Raw genomic sequence first — 23274 nt, 5'->3', positions numbered from 1 at the left:
CGTTATGGTCAACCGAAACCCGCCTCTGGCGCACCGGCCGCCCCATGCCCTTGCAGATCGTTCATCATCCCGACTACGACGCCGGCTTCGCCGTCAACCACCGCTTCCCGATGAGCAAATATCCGCTGCTGATGGACGCCTTGCGGGCACGCGGCCTGGCGCAGCCCGAAGCGCTCAACATGCCGGAGGCGGCGCGGCCATCATGGCTGAAGCTTGCCCACGCGGTCGACTATGTCGACCAGGTGCTTGTCTGCGAAGTGCCGGTGGCGATTGAGCGCGAGATCGGCTTTCCCGTGGGACCGCGGGTTTCGCTGAGGGCGCAGCTCGCAACGGCCGGCACGGTGCTGGCAGCGCGGCTGGCGTTGCTGAACGGCATCGCCTGCAACACCGCCGGCGGCAGCCATCATGCACGGCGCGCGCAAGGCGCCGGCTTCTGCACCTTCAACGATGTAGCCGTTGCCGCGCTGGTGCTGCTCGCCGAAGCTGCTGTCCAAAACATCCTGGTCGTCGACCTCGACGTGCATCAGGGCGACGGCACGGCGGATATCCTGAACGACGAGCCGCGCGTGTTTACCTTCTCCATGCATGGCGATCGCAACTACCCCGCACGCAAGATCGCCTCCAACCTCGATGTCGCCCTGCCCGACGGCGCCGGCGATGCAGCCTATCTGGAGCGGCTGGACGCCATCCTGCCGGAGCTGTCGGCGCGAAGGCGCTGGGACCTCGTCTTCTACAATGCCGGCGTCGATGTCCATGTCGAGGACCGGCTCGGCAGGTTGTCGCTCACGGATGACGGGCTGCGCGCCCGCGACGATATGGTGATCCGCCATTTCCGCACGCTTGGCATACCGGTATGCGGCGTTATCGGCGGAGGCTATTCGACGGATGTCGCAGCACTTGCTGCACGGCACGCCATCCTGTTCGAGGTGGCGGCGGGCTACGCCTGAAAATTCACTTCCGGTAGTTAGCGATCCTGAGCAGGATGAAGGCCGGCACGACGATCGCGGCACCGAGCAGGATGTAGCCGAGAAAGCGGTCGATGGCGTGGAAGCCCAAATTCCACAGGTCGATGAAGAATTTGCGAATGCCATAAAGCACATCCATCGGCGACCAGCCGAAGGCATTCATGACCAGCCCGACGAGGAACGACACCACAAGCAGCTTCAGGATCACCCGGAGCGGCGTATCGCCGAGAAAGCGGTTCAGTGCGGACAAGCCTGTCTCCACAGTCGGGTGCCGCGATTCGGGCACATGCCTAGAAATACGCAGTTGATAGCCCTGCATCAAGCCGAGCCCTCAAACCGGATTGCGCATCGGCGCCGGCCCATGATATCGGAGGAACCAGCGCGGGTATGATGTAATGGTAGCTTGTCAGCTTCCCAAGCTGAACGCGCGGGTTCGATTCCCGCTACCCGCTCCAGCTTTTGCCCCCGGTGCATTGCACTTGTTCTGGCCAAGCTGAAAACCAGCGGATTTATAGGCAGTTTTACAGCCCGGCTGGCCGTCTTTCATCTGTTTGGCCGATGTGCCAGTTCGTGGAATATCTCACATTGAGGGTCGGCGGGGCCTCGAATGACCCCAACCGGAAAGTCTACCCTTGGCCCGCTGGCTTCTGCTGGCGGGCTTTTTTTGAGCATCAGGCAGTAGTGGCCGACGCGCATCGGCGCCGCTGCTGACGGGCCTGTCTGGTCGTCTGGCCGGCCACGGGATGCGCCCGCTACCCGCTCCAACCCTCAGCCCACCTCTCGCAAAATAAAATCGTGCAGCATCTTGGCTGCCGGTGACAGCGCGCGGTTCTTCACCGTGATCAGGCTGTAGGGCCTGACCTCGATGTCGAATTCAGTCTGGACGACATCGATAGCGCCGGCCAGGCCTTCGGGGTTCTGGATGAACTTCGCGACCTGGATCGACACCGGCGCGATGGCGTCGGATTGCGCGACCATGACCAGAGTCAATAGCAGCGAGCTGGTGTTGAGGATGCGGTCCGGCAGCGCGATGTTTCGGTTCAGGAAGTTACTCTCCATCGCCTGGCGCAGCGGCGAGCCGCCCGACTGGAAAACCCAGTCATAGGCGGCGGTGTCTTCCAGCCGCACCGCCTTGCCCTTGGTCAGCGGGTGGCCGCGGCGCACGATCAGGCAGGCCTTCTCGACGCCGATGACGCGGGCCTCGAACAGCCGCGGATTGAGGTCGTCGGGGATGCGGGCGATGATGAAATCGTGGCGCGAGGCGATCAGCTCGCGCGCCAGGACGTTCGAGGTCTCGACCTGCATGGTGATTTCGATGCGCGGATAAAGGCGCCGGATTTCGCGGATCGCCGGCACCGCCAGCTCGATCGCCGGTGCTGTCACCGCGCCCAGGAACACCGAGCCGCCTTTGCCCGCCTTGAGCTCGAAAATCTCGCGGTCGACCTCGCGCATCTCGAGCAGGATCGATCGCGCGCGCCGTGCCAACGCCTTGCCATAGGGTGTCAGCGTGATGCCGCGCGGCAGCCTTTCGCAGAGCTTGACGTCGAGCACGGCCTCCATCTCGGCGATCATGCGCGAGGCCGCCGGCTGCGAGATGTTCATGACCTGGGCCGCGGCGCTCACCCGGCCGTGCTCGTCGAGGGCTGCGATCATGCGCATGTGACGCAGGCTCAAGCCGCTGCGCAGCAAGGTTCCGCCATCACCCGGGATTTCATCGTAACTGGCTGATATTCCGTCAGGATTTCGCAGCGCCGCCATGATTCTTCCCTACTCTTACGCCCGGCGCCCCGGCAAAATCCGGCAGCGTCGTCACTAGCCTAAGCCATACCAGTCTCGATATAGCAACCATCAAAGATCGCATTTGACAGTTATGGCAAAGCGACACACCCTTCGCGCGTCCTGAGGCTTGACGGTCGGTGACGAGGGAAAACTCGTATCGATTGAAACCAGAGTCTCGGGGCCGATTGGGAGGATACCGGAGATCGATTGACGGCAGCGGCGCGTTTGGCGCTCCTGCACGATTGCGCGGCCCACGAAACCCAAGGGTACGCGTCCATCAACCAGGGAGAGTTAATGTGAAGATTATCAAGACACTGGCCGCCGTCGCGGCCCTAGGCATCGCGGCCATGACGCTGCCGGCGCAGGCGGGCGAAGGCCTGATCGGCGTGCTGATGCCCACCAAGACCTCGCAGCGCTGGATCAACGACGGCGACGCCGTCAAGTCCCAGCTCGAGGCTCTGGGCTACACTGTCGACCTGCAGTACGCGCAGGACGACATTCCGAACCAGCTCAGCCAGCTGGAAAACGAAATCACCAAGGGCCCGAAGGCGCTGATCATCGCTTCGATCGACGGCACCACGATGGGCGATGCGTTGCAGAAGGCGAATGACGCCGGCGTTGTCGTCGTCGCTTACGACCGCCTGATCAAGAAGACGCCAAATGTCGACTACTACACCACCTTCGACAATTTCGGCGTCGGCGTCATCCAGGCCAAATCGCTGCTCAAGGGTCTCGGTTATCCCGAGAAGAAGGGCCCGTTCAACATCGAGCTGTTCGGCGGTTCGCCGGACGACAACAATGCGTTCTTCTTCTATAACGGCGCCATGTCGGTTCTTCAGCCGCTGATCGACGACAAGACCCTCGTCGTGAAGTCCGGCCAGATGGGCATGGACAAGGTCGGCACGCTGCGCTGGTTGGCGGCAACCGCCCAGGCCCGCATGGACAATCTGCTCTCCGCCAACTACTCGGACGGCAGCCGCGTCGATGGCGTGCTCTCGCCCTATGACGGCCTGTCGCGCGGCATCATCGCTTCGCTGCGCGCCGTAGGCTACGGCACCGCCGATCAGCCATGGCCGATCGTCACCGGACAGGACGCCGAGACCGCTTCGGTCAAGGCGATCATCGCCGGCGAACAGTATTCGACCGTGTTCAAGGACACCCGCGAACTCGCCAAGGCGACGGTCGAACTCGTCGACAAGGTGCTCTCGGGCGGCAAGCCGGAAGGCCTCGACACCACGACCTACAACAACGACGTCAAGGTCGTTCCCTCGATCCTGTTGACGCCGCATGATGTCGACAAGTCGAACTATCAGGCCCTGGTGGTCGACTCCGGCTACATCAAGGCCGAAGAGCTGAAGTAATCGCGGTTACAAAGCCTGGGGTCCTGCGCAGGCAGGGCCCCTTTTCGTTGGCGAGCCAGCCCGGTATTGTTTGCGGACCTCGCAGGAGTGGTATTCTCAATGGCATCGACGATTTTGGAGATGCGCGACATCACCAAGACGTTTCCCGGCGTCAAGGCGCTGTCAAACGTCAAGCTCATGGTCGAGGAAGGCGAGATCCATGCCGTGGTCGGCGAGAACGGCGCCGGCAAGTCGACGCTGATGAAGGTGCTGTCGGGTGTGTATCCGTCCGGCACCTATGACGGCCAGATCATCTATCGCGGCGATGAGTGCCATTTCAAAGGCATCCATGACAGCGAGCGCAAGGGCATCGTCATCATCCACCAGGAGCTTGCGCTGGTGCCGATGCTGTCGATCGCCGAAAACATCTTTCTCGGCAACGAGCACGCCAGATACGGCGTCATCGACTGGAATGCCAATGAGGCGCGCACCAGCGCCCTGCTCAAGAAGGTCGGCCTCAAGGAAGACCCCAACACGCTGATCACCAATATCGGCGTCGGCAAGCAGCAACTGGTCGAGATCGCCAAGGCGCTCAGCAAGGAAGTGAAGTTGCTCATTCTCGACGAGCCGACCGCGAGCCTGTCCGAAAAGGACAGCCAGGCGCTGCTCGATCTGCTGCTCGAATTCAAGCGGCAAGGCATCACTTCGATCCTGATCTCGCACAAGCTCAACGAGGTGAACCGGGTCGCCGACAAGGTCACCATCATCCGTGACGGGCGGACCATCGAGACGCTGGCCAAGAAGGACATCTCGGAGGACCGCATCATTACCTCGATGGTCGGCCGTTCGCTCGACGACCGCTATCCGCCGCGCGAGCCGAAGATCGGCGAGACCGTTCTCGAAGTGAAAAACTGGTCGGTCTACCACCCCATCCATGCCGAGCGGCAGGTCATCAAGGGTATCAACCTCAACGCCCGCAAGGGCGAAGTGGTCGGCATTGCCGGGCTCATGGGCGCTGGCCGGACCGAGTTTGCCATGAGCCTGTTCGGCCGCTCCTATGGCCGTCGCATCACCGGCGAGGTGTTCCTCAACGGCAAGCCGATCGACGTCTCTTCGGTGAGCAAGGCGGTGGAACACGGCATCGCCTACGTTACCGAGGACCGCAAGACCTACGGTCTCAACTTGATCGACCACATCAAGCACAACATCACGCTGGCCAACCTGCCCGGCGTGTCGCGCCACGGCGTGATCGACGATTTGCGCGAGCTTTCGGTCGCCAACGATTATCGCGGCAGGACCAATATCCGCGCCTCGAGCGTCTACCAGATGACCGGCAACCTTTCTGGCGGCAATCAGCAGAAGGTGGTGCTGTCGAAATGGCTGTTCGCCAATCCGGAAGTGCTGATCCTCGACGAGCCGACACGCGGTATCGACGTCGGCGCCAAGTATGAAATCTATACGATCATCGCGCGTCTCGCCTCCGAGGGTAAGGCAATCATCGTCATCTCGTCGGAAATGCCCGAACTGCTCGGCATCACCGACCGCATCTACGTCATGAACGAAGGACGCATCGTCGGCGAAATGGCGGCAAGCGACGCCAGCCAGGAAAAGATAATGCGCGCCATCGTCCGCGGAGAAGGAAAAGCATCATGAGCACCGAAAGCGCTCCCGGGCCGCAGACCGGCGTTGCCCAGGATCTACAACAGGGACCTCGCATTGCCGTCTCGGCGCTGGTCACCAACCTGCGCGAATACGGGTTGGTGCTGGCGTTGATCGCAATCATGGTGTTCTTCCAGTTCACCACGTCCGGAACGCTGTTCAAGCCGGTGAACCTCAGCAATCTCGTGCAGCAGAACAGCTTCATCATCGTGATGGCGCTGGGCATGCTTCTGGTGATCGTTTCGGGTCACATCGATCTCAGCGTCGGCTCCGTCGCCGGCTTCATCGGCGCACTGGCGGCGATGATGATGGTCATCTGGCCGCTTGGCCCATTGAGCAATCCGCTGGTGGTGTCGATCATCTGCCTGATCGTCGGTGGTGCGATCGGCGCGGCACAAGGCTACTGGATTGCCTATCACCGAATACCGAGCTTTATCGTCACGCTGGCGGGCATGCTGATCTTCCGCGGCATCTGCCAGGCGCTGCTGGGTGGCGGGTCTTCCGTAGGGCCGCTTCCCGTCGGCTTCAAGGCGCTCAGTTCCGGCTTCATTCCGGACCTGATCGGCCCATTGACGCTGATACCGCCAACCGTGAACGCCGCCGGCAAAACCATTGTCGGCAGCGGCCTGACGCTGCACCTGACGACGATCGTGATCGGCCTCGTCGCCGTGCTCGCCTATGCCTATTTCGGGCTCAGGGCACGGCGCACCCGCGAAAAGCATGGCTACGAAGCCGAGCCCTTCTCGCTGTTCGTCGTCAAGACCCTGGTGATCAGCGCGCTGGCGCTGTTTCTCGTCTACCAATTCGCCACCTATAGGGGCCTCCCCATCGTTCTCATGGTGATGGGCGTGCTGATCGCGTTGTTCGTCTTCGTTACCAAACGCATGACGATCGGCCGTCGCATCTATGCGATGGGCGGCAATGCCAAGGCAGCCCAGCTATCGGGCATCAAGACCGAACGGCTGACGTTGATGGTGTTCGTCAATATGGGCGTGCTGTCGGCACTCGGCGGCCTGATTATCGCAGCGCGCCTGGGGCAGGCTGTGCCGGCGGCCGGCCTCGGCAGCGAGCTCGACGTCATCGCCGCGGTGTTCATCGGTGGCGCTTCGGCGATGGGCGGCGTCGGCCAGGTGATCGGCGCGGTGGTCGGCGGCTTCATCATGGGGGTCATGAACAACGGCATGTCGATCATGGGCGTCAATGTCGATTGGCAGCAGGTGGTCAAAGGCCTGGTGCTGCTCGGCGCCGTCGTCTTCGACGTCTACAACAAGAACAAGGCTTGAGAGGCAACCAGGAGGCATACGGGTCACATCGCGGCGCTGCCGGGCGGCGCAAAGAAGTCCCCCGAGGGACCTGATCCGCGAGCGCAATCCGGACGAAGAATTTCAACCGAGGCGCGGACAAGGGTCCGAGCCGCGCTGGGCAGGGTTTGCCAAGAAAGGCACGCCAAGCCCGCAATTCAGAGAGGATTACCATGCTGATCTCACAAATCCTCGACGACGCCGAGACGATCCGCGTCGTTGCCCGCAACGGCGGCAAGACCCGCGTCATCAACGGCGCCCGCAGCGTCTATTCGCTGGCGATGGAAGCCGCGCGTACCGGCAGCGGGCTTGTCGCCCTGATCGAGCGCAAGGGCTTCGGCGAAACCGTCGATCTCGACGCAGCCTACAAGAAGGGCCGGCTGCTGTCGCCGATCAACCATCCCGATCCGGCGCATCTCCATCTCACCGGCACCGGGCTGACGCATCTCGGCTCCGCCGCGACCCGCGATTCCATGCACAAGAAGCTCAGCACGGACGGCGAGGAACAGCTGACCGATTCCATGAAGATGTTCCGCATGGGGCTTGAGGGCGGCAAGCCGGCGAAAGGCCAGATCGGCGTGCAGCCGGAATGGTTCTACAAGGGCAACGGCACCATGGCGGTGGCGCCCGGTGCGGCGCTTATGTCGCCCGCCTTCGCTCAGGATGCCGGCGAGGAGCCGGAAATTGCCGGCATCTATGTGATCGGTGACGACGGCGCCCCGTTCCGTGTCGGCTTCACCCTGTCGAACGAGTTTTCCGACCACGTCACCGAGCGTGTGAACTACCTCTTCCTCGCCCATTCCAAGCTGCGCAACGCCTCGTTCGGGCCGGAGATCCTGATCGGCGACCTGCCGTCCGACATCCGCGGCGCTTCACGCATCCTGCGCGACGGCAAGCTGCTTTGGGAAAAGCCGTTCCTGTCGGGCGAGGCGAACATGTCGCACACCATTGGCAATCTCGAGCATCACCACTTCAAATACTCGGCCTTCCGCCAGCCGGGCGACGTGCATGTGCACATGTTCGGCACGGCGACGCTGTCCTTCGCCGACGGCATCAGGACCGAGGCCGGCGACGTATTCGAAATCGAGGCGCAGGATTTCGGCCTGCCTCTGCGCAACCCGCTCGAAATCGAGCAGCCGGTGAAGGTGGCGGTGAAGGCGTTGTAAACTGGTGACATAATTCAGGGGCGAGAAATGAACGGCCTGCGGATTGGCACTGTGTTCGTAAGTTTAGTCCTGTTCCTCGCCTATTTCTCCCCAGCGGCTTACAGCGCCGGACAATGCAGCGCAAAATCCTATCGCGAGGCCCGGATGTCGATGACTAACCGGCTTCTGGCCACCGGCTATTCGAAATCGCAAGTGAGCTTTCTGATGCGCAACGCGGATCGCATGACGTCCGCACTCCGCGCCGACAGACTGAACGACAATGGCAGAGCCTGCGGTCTCGACTCCGCCAGAGCCCATGTGCTGGGATGTATCGACAAGCAGTTGTTCCCCTTGCAGTCCAGCTCAAGCGCCTCACTTGACGACGAGAAGCAAACCAGAGGTTTTTGGGGGAAGAAGCGATTGGCAGTGCGAGAACTGCTCTTTGTCGGTCAGTTTCATGGCTGCCTTGGCGCCGCGAAAGAATATCTGTTTCGCGGCTGACGGCCTGCGAACAAGATCAGCGGGCGGCGCGGAAATGCTTGGACAGTTTCAGGCCCTGCGCCTGATAGTTCGAGCCTAGATCTGTGCCGTAGAGCGCCTGCGGCCGTTTCAGCATGTGCTCGTAGACCAACCGTCCAACGATCTGGCCGTGATCGAGGATGAACGGCACTTCGTGGCTACGCACCTCGAGCACCGCCCGGCTGCCGGTGCCGCCCGACGCCGAATGGCCGAAACCCGGGTCGAAGAAACCGGCATAATGGACGCGGAACTCGCCGACCAGCGGATCGAAGGGCGTCATTTCGGCCGCGTAGAGCGGCGGCACATGCACCGCCTCGCGCGACACCAGAATATAGAATTCGTCCGGATCGAGCACCAGCTCGCCGGCACCGCTCTTGTAGAGCGGCTCCCAGAAATCGACGACATCCTGCGCGGCGCGCTTGTCGACGTCGACCAGGCCGGTGTGGTGCTTGCCGCGATAGCCGACAAGCCCATCCTTGTCGCCGTCGAGGTCGATCGACAGCGCGATGCCGCCGCCTGAGATGTTGGGTGGTTCGGTGGCGACCAGCATCTCGGCGCGGTGCAACTCGTGCAGCTCGCTTTCCGACAAGAGCGCATTGCCGGTGCGGAACCTGATCTGCGACAGCCGCGAGCCGGTGCGCACGACAATCGGGAAAGTGCGCGGGCTGACCTCCAGATAGAGCGGGCCTTCATAGCCGGTGACGATCTTGTCGAACTCGTGGCCACGGTCGGTCATTACCCGAGTGAAGATATCGAGCCGTCCGGTCGAGCTTTTCGGGTTGGCGGAGGCGGAAATATGGGCGGGCAGCGCCAGGCTTTCGAGCAGCGGCACGATGTAGACGCAGCCGGTTTCCAGCACGGCACCTTCGGCGAGGTTGATCTCGTGCAGCTTCAGCCGGCCGAGCTTGTCGGCAACCCTGTGGTCCGGGCCGGGCAAGAAGGAAGCGCGCACCCGCCAGGCCTTGTCGCCCAGCCTGAGATCAAGGCTGGCCGGCTGGATCTGATCGGCATCGAGCGTGCGCGGCGATTTCAGCGCGCCCGTCTGGAACAGCGCGGAAATATCCTGATCGGGAAGAATGCCTGTCTGCCGCAAGGGTCTGGCTCCGTTCGAACGCCGGGCGAGGTCTTGTTCTGTCGCAGGTCCGACCGTGGACGCCTTTGGCACCTGCTTGGTACAACCCTCTTAATCATGCCGGCAATTGACGCAAGCGTGGCGCGGGTCTAAAGCTCGTTATCCCGTGGTGATTTGGCCGGTCGGCTTGCAGCCACGTTAAACAAGTCGCTAAAGGACCGTCGGGCCGCAAGGCCATATGGACCGGTTGCGACTTTCGCGACCGGTTTTTTGTTGTTTGGACCAATTTTGGTGTTTGGATGGAATGATGACCAAGAAGCGCGACTGGAAGCCTCAGACCGCACTCGTGCATGCCGGGACGCTGCGTTCCGGCTTCGGCGAGACCTCCGAGGCGATGTATCTCACCCAAGGCTATGTCTACGAGACGGCGCAAGCGGCGGAGGCCCGCTTCAAGGGCGAGGAGCCGGGCTTCATCTATTCGCGCTATGCCAATCCGACGGTCGACATGTTTGAGAAACGCATGTGCGCGCTGGAAGGAGCCGAGGACGCGCGCGCCACGGCATCCGGCATGGCGGCGGTGACGGCAGCACTGCTGTGCAGCGCCAAGGCGGGCGACCATATCGTCGCGGCGCGCGCGCTGTTCGGCTCCTGCCGCTGGGTGGTCGAGACGCTGGCGCCGAAATACGGCATTGAGGCAACGCTGGTCGACGGCACCGACATCGCCAATTGGGAAAAGGCGGTCAAGCCCAACACCAAACTGTTTTTCCTGGAAAGCCCTACCAATCCAACGCTGGAGGTAGTCGACATTGCCGCCGTCGCGGCACTTGCCAATTCGATCGGCGCCAGGCTGATCGTCGACAATGTCTTCGCTACGCCCTTGCAGCAGAAACCCCTGCAGCTCGGCGCCCACATCGTCGTCTATTCGGCCACGAAGCATATTGACGGCCAGGGGCGCTGTCTTGGCGGCATCGTTCTGTCGGACAAGAAATGGATCGACGAGAACCTGCATGACTATTTCCGCCACACCGGCCCAAGCCTCTCGCCCTTCAATGCCTGGACCCTGCTGAAAGGCCTGGAGACGCTGCCGCTACGCGTACGCCAGCAGACGGAAAGTGCCGGCCGCATCGCGGATTTCCTGGCCGAGCGACCGCAAATCGCCCGCGTCATCTATCCCGGCCGCGCCGACCACCCGCAAGCGGCCGTGGTCCAGAAGCAGATGTCGGGCGGCTCGACGCTGATTTGCCTCGATGTGAAGGGCGGCAAGCAGGCGGCCTTTGCCTTCCAGAACGCACTCGACGTCGTGCTGATTTCCAACAATCTCGGCGACGCCAAGAGCCTGATCACCCATCCGGCGACGACGACGCACAAGAACTTGACCGATGAGGCCCGCGCCGAACTCGGCATCGGACCGGGAACGCTCAGGCTGTCAGTTGGCCTTGAGGACGCCGACGACCTGCTCGAAGACATCGAGCAGGCACTGAGAGTTGCCGGATAGGGGCTGGCCGAATAGAGGCGAGCGGGGACGTGCCGATCAGGCGCCGGACGGGGTCTCTTCCAGCTCCGCGACGGCCTTGGTCTGGATAGTCATCACATTGCCGCGCCAGTCGACGGCGCCGCTCAGCCATCCGCGCGCCCAAATGGCGGGAAGCATCAGGTCTCGCGCCATCATCGCCAGGATGGTGCGCGGCGACAGGTGCCATCCCTTGGCCGAGGCCAAGGCGCATTCCGGCAGGTAGGCCGCGACCAGCACGGCGATGGCGGTTGCCGGCAGGCTGACGCCGGCGTCAGCCGCGGCGATCAGTGCAAGCACTAGCGGCGGTGCCGCGCCGATCAGGATTTCGGGGGCAAAGAACAGTGCAAAGGTGACGCGGCGCAGCCGCGCCCAGCGCGTCTGCCGCGACCAGATCTCGCCAAGCGTGCGCCGGCCGAGCGGCTGTTCGAAGGGAGAGGCGACAAGATTGACCCGCAGTCCGAGCCCGTTGACCAGCTTGGTCGCGGCGGCGTCTTCGGCGATCTCGGCGGCAAGCGCGCGGATGCCGCCATTGGCATCGAGCATCGGCTTGTTCCACAACATGCTCTTGCCCTGGGCGAAGCCGAGGCCGAGCGCCTCTCCGGCGTACTGCCAGCGTGCCTGCAGCGTGTTGAGAAAGGCGCATTCGACCTCCCCCCAGAAGCCGTCCGGCCGCGAGCCGATCGGCGTCGAGCAGACGAGGCCGGTGTCGTGCCGCCACGCCGCCATCAGGTGCTGGACGTAGTCGCTCGGCATAAGCACGTTGGAATCGGCAAGGATGACCCAGCTATAATGCGCCGCTTCCCAACCCTTCACGCAATTGTTGAGTTTTGGATTGCCGCTGATGCGGTCGTCACCGACTAGAAGACGGGCGCGAATAGCTGGAAAGCGCGCCATTGCGGCGGTGATCGGCTTGACCACCGGGTCGTCGGCATGGGCAACGCAGAAGATGAGTTCGTAGCGCGGCCAGTCGAGTGAGAAGGCGCGCTCCAGCGTCTCTTCGGCAAACGGCTCGACGCCGCGCGCCGGGATGACGATCGATACCGGAGGCGCGTTGGCCGCGGGCGGTGCGATCCTGCCTGGTCGCTTCAGCTTCAGCGAAGCTAACAGGATGCTGGCGAGATTTGAAAGAAGGAGGGCTATGGAAAGGAGGGCGGCTGCGAATGTCGGTTCCATCGAGATCTGGTCACTCCAGAAGTGCCGGCCGCATGACGGCCGTTTTCAACAATTCGACAGAACGCTGAGTCGCCCGGCACAAGCCTGCACACCATCATTGTCATGTGTCACTTAAATGACATTGTTTTTCGGCACCTGCGCTCGAGTCGGGCAAGGAGATGACGCGCATCGTTGATCAAACTGCGCTGAGCGTCGAAGTTCCATCTACATTGCTTTGGAGCAGTTTATGTACAGCGCCGTCACCCGCAACATCGAAGTGCAGGTCAGGCCGTTCTATCTGGAGGATCACTCCGACCCGCCGCAAAACCGCTATGTCTGGGGATATCAGGTGACCATCGACAATCAGTCGGATGAGTTCGTGCAGCTTCTGTCGCGCTACTGGCACATTACCGACGGCACCGGCAAGGTCGAGGAAGTGCGCGGCCCCGGGGTCGTCGGCGAGCAACCCGGACTCAACCCCGGCGACAGCTATCAGTATACGTCTGGATGCCCGCTCTCGACGCCGTCCGGCATCATGGTCGGGCACTACACCATGCGCAACAAGCGGGGCGAGACGTTCGACGTCGCCATCCCCGCCTTCTCGCTCGACTTGCCGGGAATGCGGCGCACCGTCAATTGACGGCCGTCATCCGGCCGCTGCAAACTCCGCCGGGTCGAAGTCATATTGCTTCGAGCAGAATTCGCAGGCGACGTGAATGCTGCCATCCTCGGTGCTGTCCCTGATCTCCTCGGCGGAAAAGCCTTCGAGGATGCCGTGGATCTTCTCCCTCGAGCATGAGCACTGGTCGGCGACCGGCACCCCGCCGAACACGCGGACGCCATGCTCGTGGAAAAGCCGGTAAAGCAGCCGTTCGGCGCCGATCGTCGGATCGATCAGCTCGGTCGGTTCAATAGTACCAAGCAGCGCCAGCAGCTCCTGCCAGGAATTGTCGGTCGGGTCGTGGATTTCCTCACGCGGATCGCCGTCGCCACCGGGAAGGTCGGGTACGCGCATGCGCTCCGCCGACTGCGGCAGGAATTGTGCCAGCAGGCCACCGGCCCGCCATTGCTCGCGGGCACCGCCGACGCCGGGCGTCAGAAGCTTGGCAACCGAAAGCCGGAGGTCGGTCGGAATCTGCTCCGACTGGCGGAAATAAGTGCGTGCGGCATCTTCCAGTGTGACGCCGTCGAGCTGGACGATGCCCTGGTAGCGTTGTGTGTGAGCGCCCTGGTCGATGGTCAGCGCCAGGACGCCGCTGCCGAGCAGCGTCTTCGGTGACGTCTCGCCGGCAGAAGTCAAAGCCTGCAGCCGGTCGGCATCGAAGCGGGCATAAGCGCGCAGCGCGTGCGGCGTGGAGAAATCCGCGACCAGCATGTCGACCGGCCCGTCGGTGCGGGTCTGCAGAATGAACTTGCCCTCGAACTTCAGCGAAGTTCCGAGCAATACCGTCAACACACAGGCTTCAGCCAGGAGCCGGGCGACCGGCTCGGGATAGTCGTGGCGGCTGAGAATAGCATCGAGCATCGGCCCGAGCTGGACGGTGCGACCGCGCACGTCGAGCGGGCCGACCTCGAACGGCACGACATGGTCGTCGCCGGCGTAGCCGAATTCGCCGAGCTTGGGTTTATGTTCAGCCAATTGATGAGTTTCCAACATGACAAAGCTCCGGGGCGCGGCGATGCCGCCCTCCGGGGCGCATGCGACGAGACGCGCTCGATTTGCGTGATGCGCCTGAGATAGGCACCACCAACTCCCGGATCAAGGCGGCCCAGATCAAGGCGGCGCAGATCAGGCCGGCCCGGATCACCGCGGCTCGTATCAAGCGCCCAGGCACCAGGCCAAGACCGCCTTCTGGGCATGGAGCCGGTTCTCGGCCTCATCGAACACCACCGAATGCGGTCCGTCGATGACCTCGTCGGTAACCTCCTCACCGCGATGCGCCGGTAGACAGTGCATGAACAGCGCGTCCGGCTTGGCTTTCGCCATCAGTGCCGCATTGACCTGATAGGGCAGGAAGACATTGTGGCCGCGGGCACGGTGCTCCTGGCCCATCGACACCCAGCAGTCGGTGACGATGCAGTCGGCCTCGTGAACGGCCTCCTCGGGCGAACGGGTGAATTTCAGCTTGCCGCCATTGGCTTTCGACCAGTCGACATGCTTCTGGGCCGGTTCGCTGCCCTCGGGCACGGCGACGTTCAGCTTGAAATGGAACCGCGCGGATGCCTCCAGCAGCGAATGCAGCACGTTGTTGCCGTCGCCGGTCCAGGCGATCGTTTTACCGGCCACCGGACCGCGGTGCTCTTCGAAGGTCATGATGTCGGCCATCAGCTGGCAGGGATGGGTCTCGTCGGTCAGCCCGTTGATGACGGGGACCGTAGCGTTTTCCGTCAGTTCCAGCAGCCGGTCATGCGAGGTGGTGCGGATCATGATGGCATCGACATAGCGCGACAGCACCTTGGCCGTGTCGGCAATGGTCTCCGAGCGGCCAAGCTGCATCTCGGTGCCGGTCAGCATGATCGTCTCGCCACCCAACTGCCGCATACCGACGTCGAACGACACGCGCGTGCGCGTCGACGGCTTGTCGAAGATCATCGCCAGCACCTTGCCTTCGAGCGGCTTGCTGCGTTCGCCGGCCTTGAGCCTTGCCTTTCGCACCGCTGCGTCGTCGAGCATGAAGCGCAGATCGCCTTCGGAAACGGCGGAAAGATCGGTGAAATGGCGAAGGGACATCAGGAATTCCAGGATTACTTCGCAGCGGCAGCGACGATGGCATCTGCCAGGCTCTTGGCGCCGGCACGAATGCGCTCGAGCGCTTCGTGGATCTCGGCGTCGGTGACGGTGAGAGGCGGTAGCAGGCGGATAACGTTGTCGCCGGCCGGAACCGTCAAGAGATGCTGGTCACGCAGTGCCACCGTGACCTTGGTGTTGGGCATCGCGCATTTAAGCCCGAGCATCAGGCCGGTGCCCCTGATGCTTTCGATAACATCCGGAAATTCGTCGGCGACGCCAGCGAGCCCCTGCTTCAACAGCAGTGCCTTGCGCCGGACGTCTTCGAGAAAGCCGTCTTCCAGCATCACGTCGAGCACGGCGTTGCCGACCGCCATTGCCAGCGGATTGCCGCCGAAGGTGGTGCCGTGCACGCCGGCGGTCATGCCGACCGCTGCCTCGTCGGTGGCGAGGCAGGCACCCATCGGGAAGCCGCCGCCGATGCCTTTGGCCACCGCCATGAGGTCGGGTGTGACACCCGCCCACTCATGCGCGAACAGCTTTCCGGTGCGGCCGACGCCGCATTGGACCTCGTCGAAAATCAGGAGCAGTCCGTGCTGATCGCAGAGCTGCCTGAGCCGCTTCAGCGATTGCGTCGGCACTTGCCTGATGCCGCCCTCGCCTTGCACCGGCTCGATCAGGATCGCCGCGGTTTCAGGCGTGATCGCCTTCTCGGCGGCATCCATATCGTCGAAAGCAACCTGGTCGAAGCCGTCGACCTTGGGGCCGAAACCTTCCAGATACTTGTACTGGCCGCCGGCGGCGATGGTCGCCAGGGTGCGGCCGTGGAAGGCGCCTTCGAAGGTGATTGTGCGGTAGCGCTCGGGATGGCCCTTGACGAAGTGGTAGCGCCGCGCCGTCTTGATGGCGCATTCGAGCGCCTCTGCGCCGGAATTGGTGAAGAACACCTTGTCGGCGAAGCTTGCGTCGGCCAGCCGCTCGCCGAGCCGGCTCTGTCCCGGAATCTCGTACAGATTGGAGACGTGCCAGAGCTTGGCGGCCTGCTCGGTGAGGGCCGCGACCAGATGCGGATGGCTGTAGCCCAACGAATTCACGGCGATGCCGCCGGCGAAATCGAGATATCGCTCGCCCTTGTCGGTGACCAGCCAGGTGCCTTCACCGTGGTCGAAAGCCAGGGGTGCGCGAACAAAGGTCTCGAAAAGCGCCGAACCGCTCATTATATGCGTCTCCGGAACCGGAAAAATCAAAAAGCCGCCAAAGCGGCGGCCCTTGTGGCTTATCGTGTTTTTCGGCCGTGAAGTCAACGAAAAGGTCGCGCAAGGTCGCGCGGCAAGCCCCCCAGCATAACGCCGGCTCATAAGCGACCGGGCAAGTTGGGGAAAACCGAAAAAACCGATTCGTGTTGGCCTTGGGACTCTTGTCACCGAGTCAGCGCATAAGGTAATTGTAGTAGAGAAATAACTAGATTTCGTGCGGCGGACCTAATCACCCGATATATGTGGTGTCTGCCCGGCAGAAGCCGGGTCGGGAATGGATTCCGATTGCCGCACGTTTCAGCAGGAGCGCGGTCTCATGAACTGGACTGACGAGCGAGTCGAACTTCTCAGAAAATTGTGGTCGGAGGGCCTCAGCGCCAGCCAGATCGCCGCACAGCTTGGCGGGGTCAGCCGCAATGCGGTCATCGGCAAAGTGCACCGGCTGAAACTGTCCGGTCGCGGACGCACGACCGCCTCACCGGCACGCCAGAAGAAGACGGTGCAGGGATCGACGATCCAGAAATCGGTGTCCCGGGCAGCAAGCGCCACGCGCCATGCCACCACCTCGATGTCGATCGGTGCGACCGCGCTCAAGGCGCAGTTCGATGCCGAACCGGTGGCGCGCCACTATATCCGCCCGGTCGAGAACGTCGTCGTGCCGATCTCGCGGCATCTGCAACTTGTCGAACTCAACGAGCGCACTTGCAAATGGCCGAACGGCGATCCGCTTTCGGAAGACTTCCATTTCTGCGGCAACGACGCAGCCGAAACCGGCCCCTACTGCAAGTACCACGCCCGCGTGGCGTTCCAGCCGGCATCGGAGCGGCGGCGGAGCAGATAGTTAGGGGAATAAGGGAGTAAGGCAGTACGGCAGTAGGTGAATTGTAGAGAAGCGCGCTCCCGAAGCGATAGCCTACTGCCCTACTGCCCTACTGCCCTACTGCCCTACTGCCCTACTGCCCTACTGCCCTACTGCCCTACTGCCCTACTGCCCTCGCTTCAAAGCCACCCATTCTTGCGAAACCGCCAGTAAAGAAACGTGCAGATCAGGGCAATTGCCGCCAGGACGGCCGGGTAGCCATATTCCCTCCTCAGTTCCGGCATGTCGCTGAAATTCATGCCGTAAATGCCGGCGAATGCCGTCGGCACGGCCAAGATTGCGGCCCATGAGGCAAGCTTCTTGGAGATCGCCGTCTCCTGGCTTTGACCGACCAGAAGGCTCGCCTCGAAGGCGAAGGCGAGAACCTCACGCAGGCTGTCGATCTTTTCCTGGACAGTGCGGATGTGGTCGGTGACGTCGCGAAACAGCGGGTGCATGGCTGTGTGGATTTGCGGCAGATCGGCGCTGGTGAGCCGCCGGCAGACCTCCACCAGCGGCAGGGCCGCATTACGCAGGCGCAAGAGATCGCGGCGCAGCATATAAAGCCGTTCGATATCGGAGCCGGTCATCGGTTTCAGCAGAACCTTGTCCTCGATCGCCTCGACCTCGTTTTCGATCTGCTCAAGCACCGGCATATAGTTGTCGACGATGAAATCGAGAATGGCGTAGAGGACGAAATCCTCGCCCTTGGCAAGGGAATGCGGGCAGCTTTCCCAATGCTGCCGAACGGCGGCGTAGGAGGTCGACGGGCCATGCCTGACGCTGACAATGTAGCCCGCGCCGACGAACAGATGCGTCTCGCCGAAGGTGACGCGGCTGTCGATCAGCTGCGCCGTGCGGGCAACTATGAACAGGGCATCACCATATTGCTCGATCTTCGGTCGCTGGTGCGGATGCTCGGCGTCCTCGATCGCCAGCTCATGCAGATGGAATTGCGCCTGGACGCGCAGCAACAAATTGCGGTCGGGCTCCAGCAGTCCGATCCAGACCACGTGGCCCGGCTTCCCGGCCCATTCGCCGGCTTCCTCGATCGGAATGTCGGCGATGCGCCGCCCAGCCGTATAGACGCCGCAAGCGATTATACCCGACATCGGCGGCGCAGGAGCAAACTCGCGGACGTATTCCATCGCAGCCTCCTGAAGGCGGGGCCTTCATCGCGGAACTGAGAAGTCGGCGCGTCGAAAGCTTAGCGCAATTTTCTGTCAGGTGGCGAATCCGAAATTCGCATCAGTGCTGAGAGAACTCACTTCGCTGGTTGGGTTGCGGGAAGAATAATCTTGTCCGTCTTGTCGCCCTTCGGACGATCGGCCGGCATCTGATCGCCGGTGACGATATAGTAGATCGTCTCGGCGATGTTGGTAGCGTGGTCGCCGATGCGCTCGATGTTCTTGGCGCAAAACAGGAGATGTGTACAGGGCGTGATGTTGCGTGGGTCTTCCATCATGTAGGTCAGCAATTCGCGAAACAGAGAGGTGTACATGGCGTCGATCTGGTCGTCGCGGTCGCGCACGAAACCGATTTTCTCCACCGACCGCGACGCATAGACGTCGAGTACTTCCTTGAGCTGGGTCAGTGCCAGATTGGCCAAAGCCTCGAGGCCGCGGAACAGGCTGTTCGGCTGGCGCCCGTCTGCGACGGCAACCACCCGCTTGGCGACGTTCTTGCCGAGGTCGCCTACCCGTTCGAGGTCAGCCGAGATGCGGATCGCGCCGACGATCTCGCGCAGATCCGTCGCCATCGGCTGGCGTTTGGCAATGATGATGATCGCCTTGTCGTCGATCTCGCGCTGTCCCTCATCCAGAACCAGGTCGTCCCGAATGACTTTCTGGGCAAGCCCCGGATCCGCATTGACCAGCGCCGCGACCGCCTGCTCGACCATGCGCTCGGCATGCCCGCCCATCGCCGCGATGCGCTTCGACAGATATTTCAGCTCCTCGTCATAGGCGCTGACGATATGCACGGATTGCATGGACGAAATGCCTTCCCGGGATCTCGTGGTTGAGTCGTTCCCTCGAATCCCCGCTGATACGCTAGCCGGATGACAGAAAAAAGAAACGGCCCATTATGTGCTAGAGATAGTACTACGTTAGCGAGCCGGCAAATGGACCGTGAACGCCGCACCCTTGCCGACCTCCGACCTGATGGAGAGTCTGGCGTTGTGGCGGGTCAGGATATGCTTGACGATGGACAGGCCAAGGCCGGTGCCCTTCTGGGTTCGGCTGTTCTCGACGTCGACGCGGTAGAAGCGCTCGGTGATGCGCGGGATGTGCTCTTCGGGGATGCCGGGGCCGAAATCCCTGATGGTGACGTCGATGCCCGGTTCGGGATCGCTGTCGCTGCGTATGATCGACACCACGACGCGTCCGCCCGACTGACCATATTTGCAGGCGTTTTCCAGCAGGTTTTCGAAGACCTGGAAAAGCTCGTCCCGATCGCCGGGCACGTCGAGCGGCCCTTCCGCGAAATCACGCTCGATGACGACGCCGTTTTCCTTTGCGAGCGGCCCAAGCGAATCGATGACGCTGTCGATGGCCTGGCGCAGGTCGACCTCGGTTCCCGGCTTGAGATAAGGCTTCATCTCCAGGCGCGACAGCGACAGAAGGTCGTCGATGAGGCGCGCCATGCGGCTGGTCTGGTTCTGCATGATCTGCAGGAACTGCTCGCGCGCCGCGGGGTCGTTGCGGGCCGGCCCGCGCAGCGTCTCGATGAAACCGGCGATCGAGGCGAGAGGCGTGCGCAGCTCGTGGCTGGCATTGGCAATGAAGTCGGCACGCATTCTGTCGATCCGGCGCGCCTCACTCTGGTCCTTGAACACCAGTACGTAGAGATCCGTGGCATGGCCGACTGAAGACGCGCTCACCCGATAGGCTCGTTCGACCGGCAGCTTTTCTATGTAGTCGACGCTGTCCGAAGCGACGTTGCCCGCCAAGATACTATCCAGCAAGCCCTGCATTTCCGGCGCGCGGAATTTCAGCGACAGCGACATGCCGGGGGCAATCCCGCCGAAGGCGGCAAAGGCAGCGGCGTTGGCGTGGACGATGGCGGCGGAGCGATCGAAAATGATCAGCGGATCGGCAACCGCCGCCGCGAGATATTCGCCGGAAAGTTGTTGCACGCTCGACTCGATGGCCGCGGCATTTTCGGTCGATTGGCGGGCGATGCCGGCCGGCAGCATCGCAGCGGCAACCAGCACGGCGCCAGCCAGCAGCACCACATAGCCAGACATGCCGGCAAAACCATAGACCATCAGAACCGCAACGAGGCCGGCCGCCAGCAGCCAGCGGCTGTTCCACAGCCGCATGGCGACGGCTTGCGCCCTGCCTCTCCGCTCTGTGCCGATGTCGGCCATTTGCGCTCCGTCTGCGGCCACTTCAAGAACTTCTTGCTGGACCGGCGCTAGAGCGCAGTGCGTCCAATTGGACGCACAAAGGACGCTCTACCACTTTATCTGCTGCATCGTTCTTTCCGAAAATCGATTCCGATTTTCGGGCCGATGCAGTAAGGCTCCCAATAGCACGAGTCCGGAAGCTGGAAAGGTTCGCCTCGATGAAAAACGCTAAGGAAAGCCCCGCCGCACCCTCATCGGGGCCGCTGAAGATCATGATCGACGGCAAGGAGAGAGCGTTCGACATCGAGGCCCCCGCGCTTCCCGACTGGGTCGAGGACCGCAAGCTCACCGCCGGCGGTTACCCTTACGACAAGAAGATGAAGAGCGAGGAGTATGACGAGAGGCTAGAGAAGCTGCAGATCGAGCTGGTCAAGGCGCAGGCGTGGCTGCAGTCGACGGGCAAGCGGGTAATGTCGCTGTTCGAGGGGCGCGACGCTGCCGGCAAGGGCGGCACTATCTTCGTTTTGCGCCAGTATCTGAACCCTCGCACGGCGCGCAACGTGGCGCTGACCAAGCCAACGCCCACCGAGCTTGGACAATGGTACTTCCAGCGCTACGTCGACCACTTCCCGACGTCGGGCGAATTCGTCACCTTCGACCGCTCCTGGTATAACCGCGCCGGCGTTGAACCGGTGATGGGATTCTGCACGCCCGAGCAGCACAAGCAATTTCTGGACGAGGTTCCGCATTTCGAGCGGATGATCCGCAACGAGGGCATACATTTCTTCAAATTCTGGCTGAACATCGGCCGGGAAACGCAGCTCGAGCGATTCCACGACCGCCGCTGGAGCCCGCTGAAGAGCTGGAAGTTTTCGCCAATCGACATCGCCGGCATCACCAAATGGGACGAATACACCAAAGCGCGCGACCTGATGGTCGAGCGCACGCACAAGGAGTTCGCGCCCTGGATCATTGTGCGGGCGAACGACAAACGGCGCGCGCGGCTGGCCGTCATGCAGCGCATTCTCCTTTCGCTTCCCTATGACGGCCGCGACCTCGACGTCATCGGCAAGGAGGACAAGAAGATCATCGGCGAAGGGCCGACTTTCCTCGAAAAATAAGCTCACCTCATCGATACGCGGCTCTCATGCCGCCAGCCGGGCAATCCGCTGCAGTCGCTTCAGCGTGGTGTCGTCCTGCAGCGCCTGCTGGAAAAGCGAGATCTCCTGGTCGATGCGGTCGCAGAGCGCGCCGGTGTCGCCCCTAAGCAGGTCGCGCGTCTGTAGCAGCGCCGCGACAGGCTTCTTGGCGAGTTGCCTGGCTCTTGCCAACGTGGCTTCCTCGACGCTGCCGTCCGTCACGATCTCGCCGACAAGGCCCAGTGCCCTGGCATCTTCGGCGGCGAGCGTGTCGCCCAGGCAGAAGAAGCGGAACGCCCCGGCATAGCCGAGCTTCTGCGGCGCCAGAATGCTGGTCGCCGCGTCCGGCACCAGGCCGAAATCGACGAACGGCACCCGAAACGTGCTCTTGCTCGAGGCGATCACCATGTCGCAGTGGAACAGGATGGTGCAACCGACGCCGACGGCGTCGCCGTCGACACAGGCAAGGACCGGTTTCGGGAACGTCGCCAGCGTGCGGAACATATCGGTGACGGCGGCGATCAGTCGCCGATGTTTGGTGGCGTCGAGAAATTCGGAGAAATCGGCACCGAGGCAGAAGCACCCGGCCAAGCCGCGCAGGACCACGACGCGGACGTCGTCGTCGACAGCGGCTTCGTGGAATGTCCTGGCCAGGCTTTCATAGGCCCGCCTGTCCAGCACCGGGCGGCCGTCACCCGACGATACCGTGACGATCAGCGTGTGATTGCGGAATTCTGCTTTTGAGTGAACGTTCATGGCCTCTCTCCAATCTCACGAGGCGCGTCTCTGTCCGAGCATGTCCGGGTACCCTCTGGCCAGCACCGGCGCAAAATGGTTGCGGCGCGAACGCACCACGTCGAGCGTGTGCTCGTTGAAGGTGAGCAGTGTGGCAACCACCTGCTGGTTGCCATAGGTACGCTGGTAACCGAGCGGCGTTGCCAGGAAATGCAGCTGCAGCGCGCGAAGCACCCACATCGGCTCGAATTCGATGATCACCTGGTTGACGTTGCGCTTCAGACCCCACTCGACGAAGCCGGCGATCAGCTCGGTGCCGACCGTCGACACGCCGCGCCGACCGTCGCGGAATCCCGGCGCAACCGCATAGCGGGTCAGTTCATAGACATTCGGGCCCGACGGTGGGGTTCCCTCATAAAGGTCCGCCAGCACATCGGTTAGAAGATGTGCCCGGGTCGTCGGCAGCATCCGCTGATAACCGGCGAGCTCGCCATTGCGGATGACGATCTGGTGCACTGCCTCGTCGTGGTCGAATTGATCGATCTCGAGGCCATCAGGGCGCTGCAGATCGGTCCATCCCATCTCTTCGACGAAAACTCTGTAACGCAAACGATGAACTGCCTCCCAGAGGTCGGGCCGTTCCATCAATTCCTGGGTCGTGAGGGAAAAAAGCATTTGCCGTCTCCTAGTTTCAATAGGAAGATACGGCCGTGCTTTCCCAAAAAAATTACGCGATCACGCAAGCAAGAATTTCTAGGCCGGC

Annotated in this window: 22 protein-coding genes, 1 tRNA gene and 1 riboswitch; of the genes, 11 read left to right on the top strand and 12 right to left on the bottom strand. The window is 62.3% G+C overall.

The genetic code is table 11. From position 1 onward, the window contains the following. The first annotated feature begins 44 nt into the window (after positions 1–44). Entirely contained in the window at positions 45–947 is a 903-nt protein-coding gene (locus NKI58_RS07120; protein WP_352784729.1) for a histone deacetylase family protein, read from the top strand. 4 nt (positions 948–951) lie between these two features. Here the strand turns inward: NKI58_RS07120 and NKI58_RS07115 are convergent, their stop codons facing one another. After that, positions 952–1215 (bottom strand): DUF6460 domain-containing protein, encoded by a 264-nt coding sequence (locus NKI58_RS07115; protein ID WP_023677362.1) that lies wholly within the window; start codon positions 1213–1215, stop codon positions 952–954. A gap of 131 nt (positions 1216–1346) precedes the next feature. Between NKI58_RS07115 and NKI58_RS07110 the strand changes: the two genes are divergently transcribed. Next, a tRNA-Gly gene (locus tag NKI58_RS07110) sits at positions 1347–1420 on the top strand. 313 nt (positions 1421–1733) lie between these two features. On the opposite strand, the gene NKI58_RS07105 is transcribed toward NKI58_RS07110, so the two are convergent. Beyond that, on the bottom strand, positions 1734–2723 hold the full coding sequence (locus NKI58_RS07105) for a LysR family transcriptional regulator (protein WP_352448650.1): 990 nt from the start codon (positions 2721–2723) through the stop codon (positions 1734–1736). A 317-nt stretch (positions 2724–3040) separates the two neighbouring features. Here NKI58_RS07105 and chvE point away from each other — a divergent pair, with 317 nt between their 5' ends. The 5 genes from chvE (at position 3041) to NKI58_RS07080 (ending at position 8690) form a co-directional block, all read left to right on the top strand. Then, on the top strand, positions 3041–4105 hold the full coding sequence (chvE, locus tag NKI58_RS07100) for a multiple monosaccharide ABC transporter substrate-binding protein (protein WP_254816339.1): 1065 nt from the start codon (positions 3041–3043) through the stop codon (positions 4103–4105). Positions 4106–4204: 99 nt separating this feature from the next. Beyond that, entirely contained in the window at positions 4205–5737 is a 1533-nt protein-coding gene (gene mmsA / locus NKI58_RS07095; RefSeq protein WP_023677359.1) for a multiple monosaccharide ABC transporter ATP-binding protein, read from the top strand. After that, positions 5734–7026, top strand: a complete 1293-nt coding sequence (gene mmsB / locus NKI58_RS07090) for a multiple monosaccharide ABC transporter permease (RefSeq protein ID WP_352576990.1) — start codon at positions 5734–5736, stop codon at positions 7024–7026. Before mmsA ends, mmsB begins: the two co-directional genes overlap by 4 nt. A gap of 191 nt (positions 7027–7217) precedes the next feature. Then, positions 7218–8210 (top strand): AraD1 family protein, encoded by a 993-nt coding sequence (araD1, locus tag NKI58_RS07085; protein ID WP_352457733.1) that lies wholly within the window; start codon positions 7218–7220, stop codon positions 8208–8210. A gap of 27 nt (positions 8211–8237) precedes the next feature. Then, the gene (locus tag NKI58_RS07080; protein WP_352614662.1) at positions 8238–8690 is read left to right on the top strand and encodes a hypothetical protein; all 453 of its coding nucleotides are present in this window, start codon (positions 8238–8240) and stop codon (positions 8688–8690) included. A 16-nt stretch (positions 8691–8706) separates the two neighbouring features. Here NKI58_RS07080 and NKI58_RS07075 read toward each other — a convergent pair whose 3' ends face one another. Further along, on the bottom strand, positions 8707–9801 hold the full coding sequence (locus NKI58_RS07075; protein WP_352614660.1) for a 2'-deoxycytidine 5'-triphosphate deaminase: 1095 nt from the start codon (positions 9799–9801) through the stop codon (positions 8707–8709). 135 nt (positions 9802–9936) lie between these two features. Next, a riboswitch (SAM riboswitch) is annotated at positions 9937–10014 on the top strand. A gap of 70 nt (positions 10015–10084) precedes the next feature. Between NKI58_RS07075 and NKI58_RS07070 the strand changes: the two genes are divergently transcribed. Further along, positions 10085–11275 carry an O-succinylhomoserine sulfhydrylase gene (locus NKI58_RS07070; protein WP_352457731.1) on the top strand — a complete coding sequence of 397 codons (1191 nt, stop codon included), beginning with the start codon at positions 10085–10087 and terminating at the stop codon, positions 11273–11275. Positions 11276–11311: 36 nt separating this feature from the next. Here NKI58_RS07070 and NKI58_RS07065 read toward each other — a convergent pair whose 3' ends face one another. Next, entirely contained in the window at positions 11312–12466 is a 1155-nt protein-coding gene (locus tag NKI58_RS07065; RefSeq protein ID WP_352784724.1) for a ceramide glucosyltransferase, read from the bottom strand. A 226-nt stretch (positions 12467–12692) separates the two neighbouring features. Between NKI58_RS07065 and apaG the strand changes: the two genes are divergently transcribed. Continuing rightward, a complete protein-coding gene (gene apaG, locus NKI58_RS07060) occupies positions 12693–13085 on the top strand; it encodes a Co2+/Mg2+ efflux facilitator ApaG/CorD (protein ID WP_023677352.1) in 393 nt (130 codons plus the stop codon). Positions 13086–13091: 6 nt separating this feature from the next. Here apaG and NKI58_RS07055 read toward each other — a convergent pair whose 3' ends face one another. The 3 genes from NKI58_RS07055 to NKI58_RS07045 all read right to left on the bottom strand — a co-directional run bounded on the left by NKI58_RS07055 (position 13092) and on the right by NKI58_RS07045 (position 16390). Continuing rightward, complete coding sequence (locus NKI58_RS07055; RefSeq protein ID WP_352853104.1) at positions 13092–14102, bottom strand: Hsp33 family molecular chaperone; 1011 nt, start codon at positions 14100–14102, stop codon at positions 13092–13094. A 162-nt stretch (positions 14103–14264) separates the two neighbouring features. Continuing rightward, positions 14265–15176: an ornithine carbamoyltransferase gene (argF, locus tag NKI58_RS07050; protein WP_254816329.1), complete on the bottom strand. Its 912-nt coding sequence runs from the start codon at positions 15174–15176 to the stop codon at positions 14265–14267. 14 nt (positions 15177–15190) lie between these two features. After that, positions 15191–16390 (bottom strand): aspartate aminotransferase family protein, encoded by a 1200-nt coding sequence (locus tag NKI58_RS07045; protein WP_352614653.1) that lies wholly within the window; start codon positions 16388–16390, stop codon positions 15191–15193. A 355-nt stretch (positions 16391–16745) separates the two neighbouring features. Here NKI58_RS07045 and NKI58_RS07040 point away from each other — a divergent pair, with 355 nt between their 5' ends. Then, the gene (locus NKI58_RS07040; RefSeq protein WP_023677348.1) at positions 16746–17270 is read left to right on the top strand and encodes a GcrA family cell cycle regulator; all 525 of its coding nucleotides are present in this window, start codon (positions 16746–16748) and stop codon (positions 17268–17270) included. Positions 17271–17428: 158 nt separating this feature from the next. Here NKI58_RS07040 and NKI58_RS07035 read toward each other — a convergent pair whose 3' ends face one another. The 3 genes from NKI58_RS07035 to NKI58_RS07025 all read right to left on the bottom strand — a co-directional run bounded on the left by NKI58_RS07035 (position 17429) and on the right by NKI58_RS07025 (position 20658). After that, the gene (locus NKI58_RS07035) at positions 17429–18436 is read right to left on the bottom strand and encodes a magnesium and cobalt transport protein CorA (protein WP_352853102.1); all 1008 of its coding nucleotides are present in this window, start codon (positions 18434–18436) and stop codon (positions 17429–17431) included. 116 nt (positions 18437–18552) lie between these two features. Continuing rightward, complete coding sequence (gene phoU, locus NKI58_RS07030; RefSeq protein WP_023677346.1) at positions 18553–19278, bottom strand: phosphate signaling complex protein PhoU; 726 nt, start codon at positions 19276–19278, stop codon at positions 18553–18555. Between the two features lie 117 nt (positions 19279–19395). Continuing rightward, positions 19396–20658 carry a sensor histidine kinase gene (locus NKI58_RS07025; protein WP_352589135.1) on the bottom strand — a complete coding sequence of 421 codons (1263 nt, stop codon included), beginning with the start codon at positions 20656–20658 and terminating at the stop codon, positions 19396–19398. A 197-nt stretch (positions 20659–20855) separates the two neighbouring features. Between NKI58_RS07025 and ppk2 the strand changes: the two genes are divergently transcribed. Then, positions 20856–21758, top strand: a complete 903-nt coding sequence (gene ppk2, locus NKI58_RS07020) for a polyphosphate kinase 2 (protein WP_352455148.1) — start codon at positions 20856–20858, stop codon at positions 21756–21758. 24 nt (positions 21759–21782) lie between these two features. Here ppk2 and NKI58_RS07015 read toward each other — a convergent pair whose 3' ends face one another. Together NKI58_RS07015 and NKI58_RS07010 are read right to left on the bottom strand one after the other, a co-directional pair. Further along, a complete protein-coding gene (locus NKI58_RS07015; protein WP_023677343.1) occupies positions 21783–22532 on the bottom strand; it encodes an enoyl-CoA hydratase-related protein in 750 nt (249 codons plus the stop codon). A 15-nt stretch (positions 22533–22547) separates the two neighbouring features. Continuing rightward, the gene (locus tag NKI58_RS07010) at positions 22548–23186 is read right to left on the bottom strand and encodes an acyl-homoserine-lactone synthase (RefSeq protein WP_023677342.1); all 639 of its coding nucleotides are present in this window, start codon (positions 23184–23186) and stop codon (positions 22548–22550) included. Between the last annotated feature and the right edge of the window lie 88 nt (positions 23187–23274).

This window comes from Mesorhizobium sp. M0522, assembly GCF_040321085.1.
Lineage (GTDB): Bacteria > Pseudomonadota > Alphaproteobacteria > Rhizobiales > Rhizobiaceae > Mesorhizobium.
The sequence above is the reverse complement of the archived record's forward strand: the minus strand, read 5'-3'. Positions and strand labels throughout refer to the sequence as shown.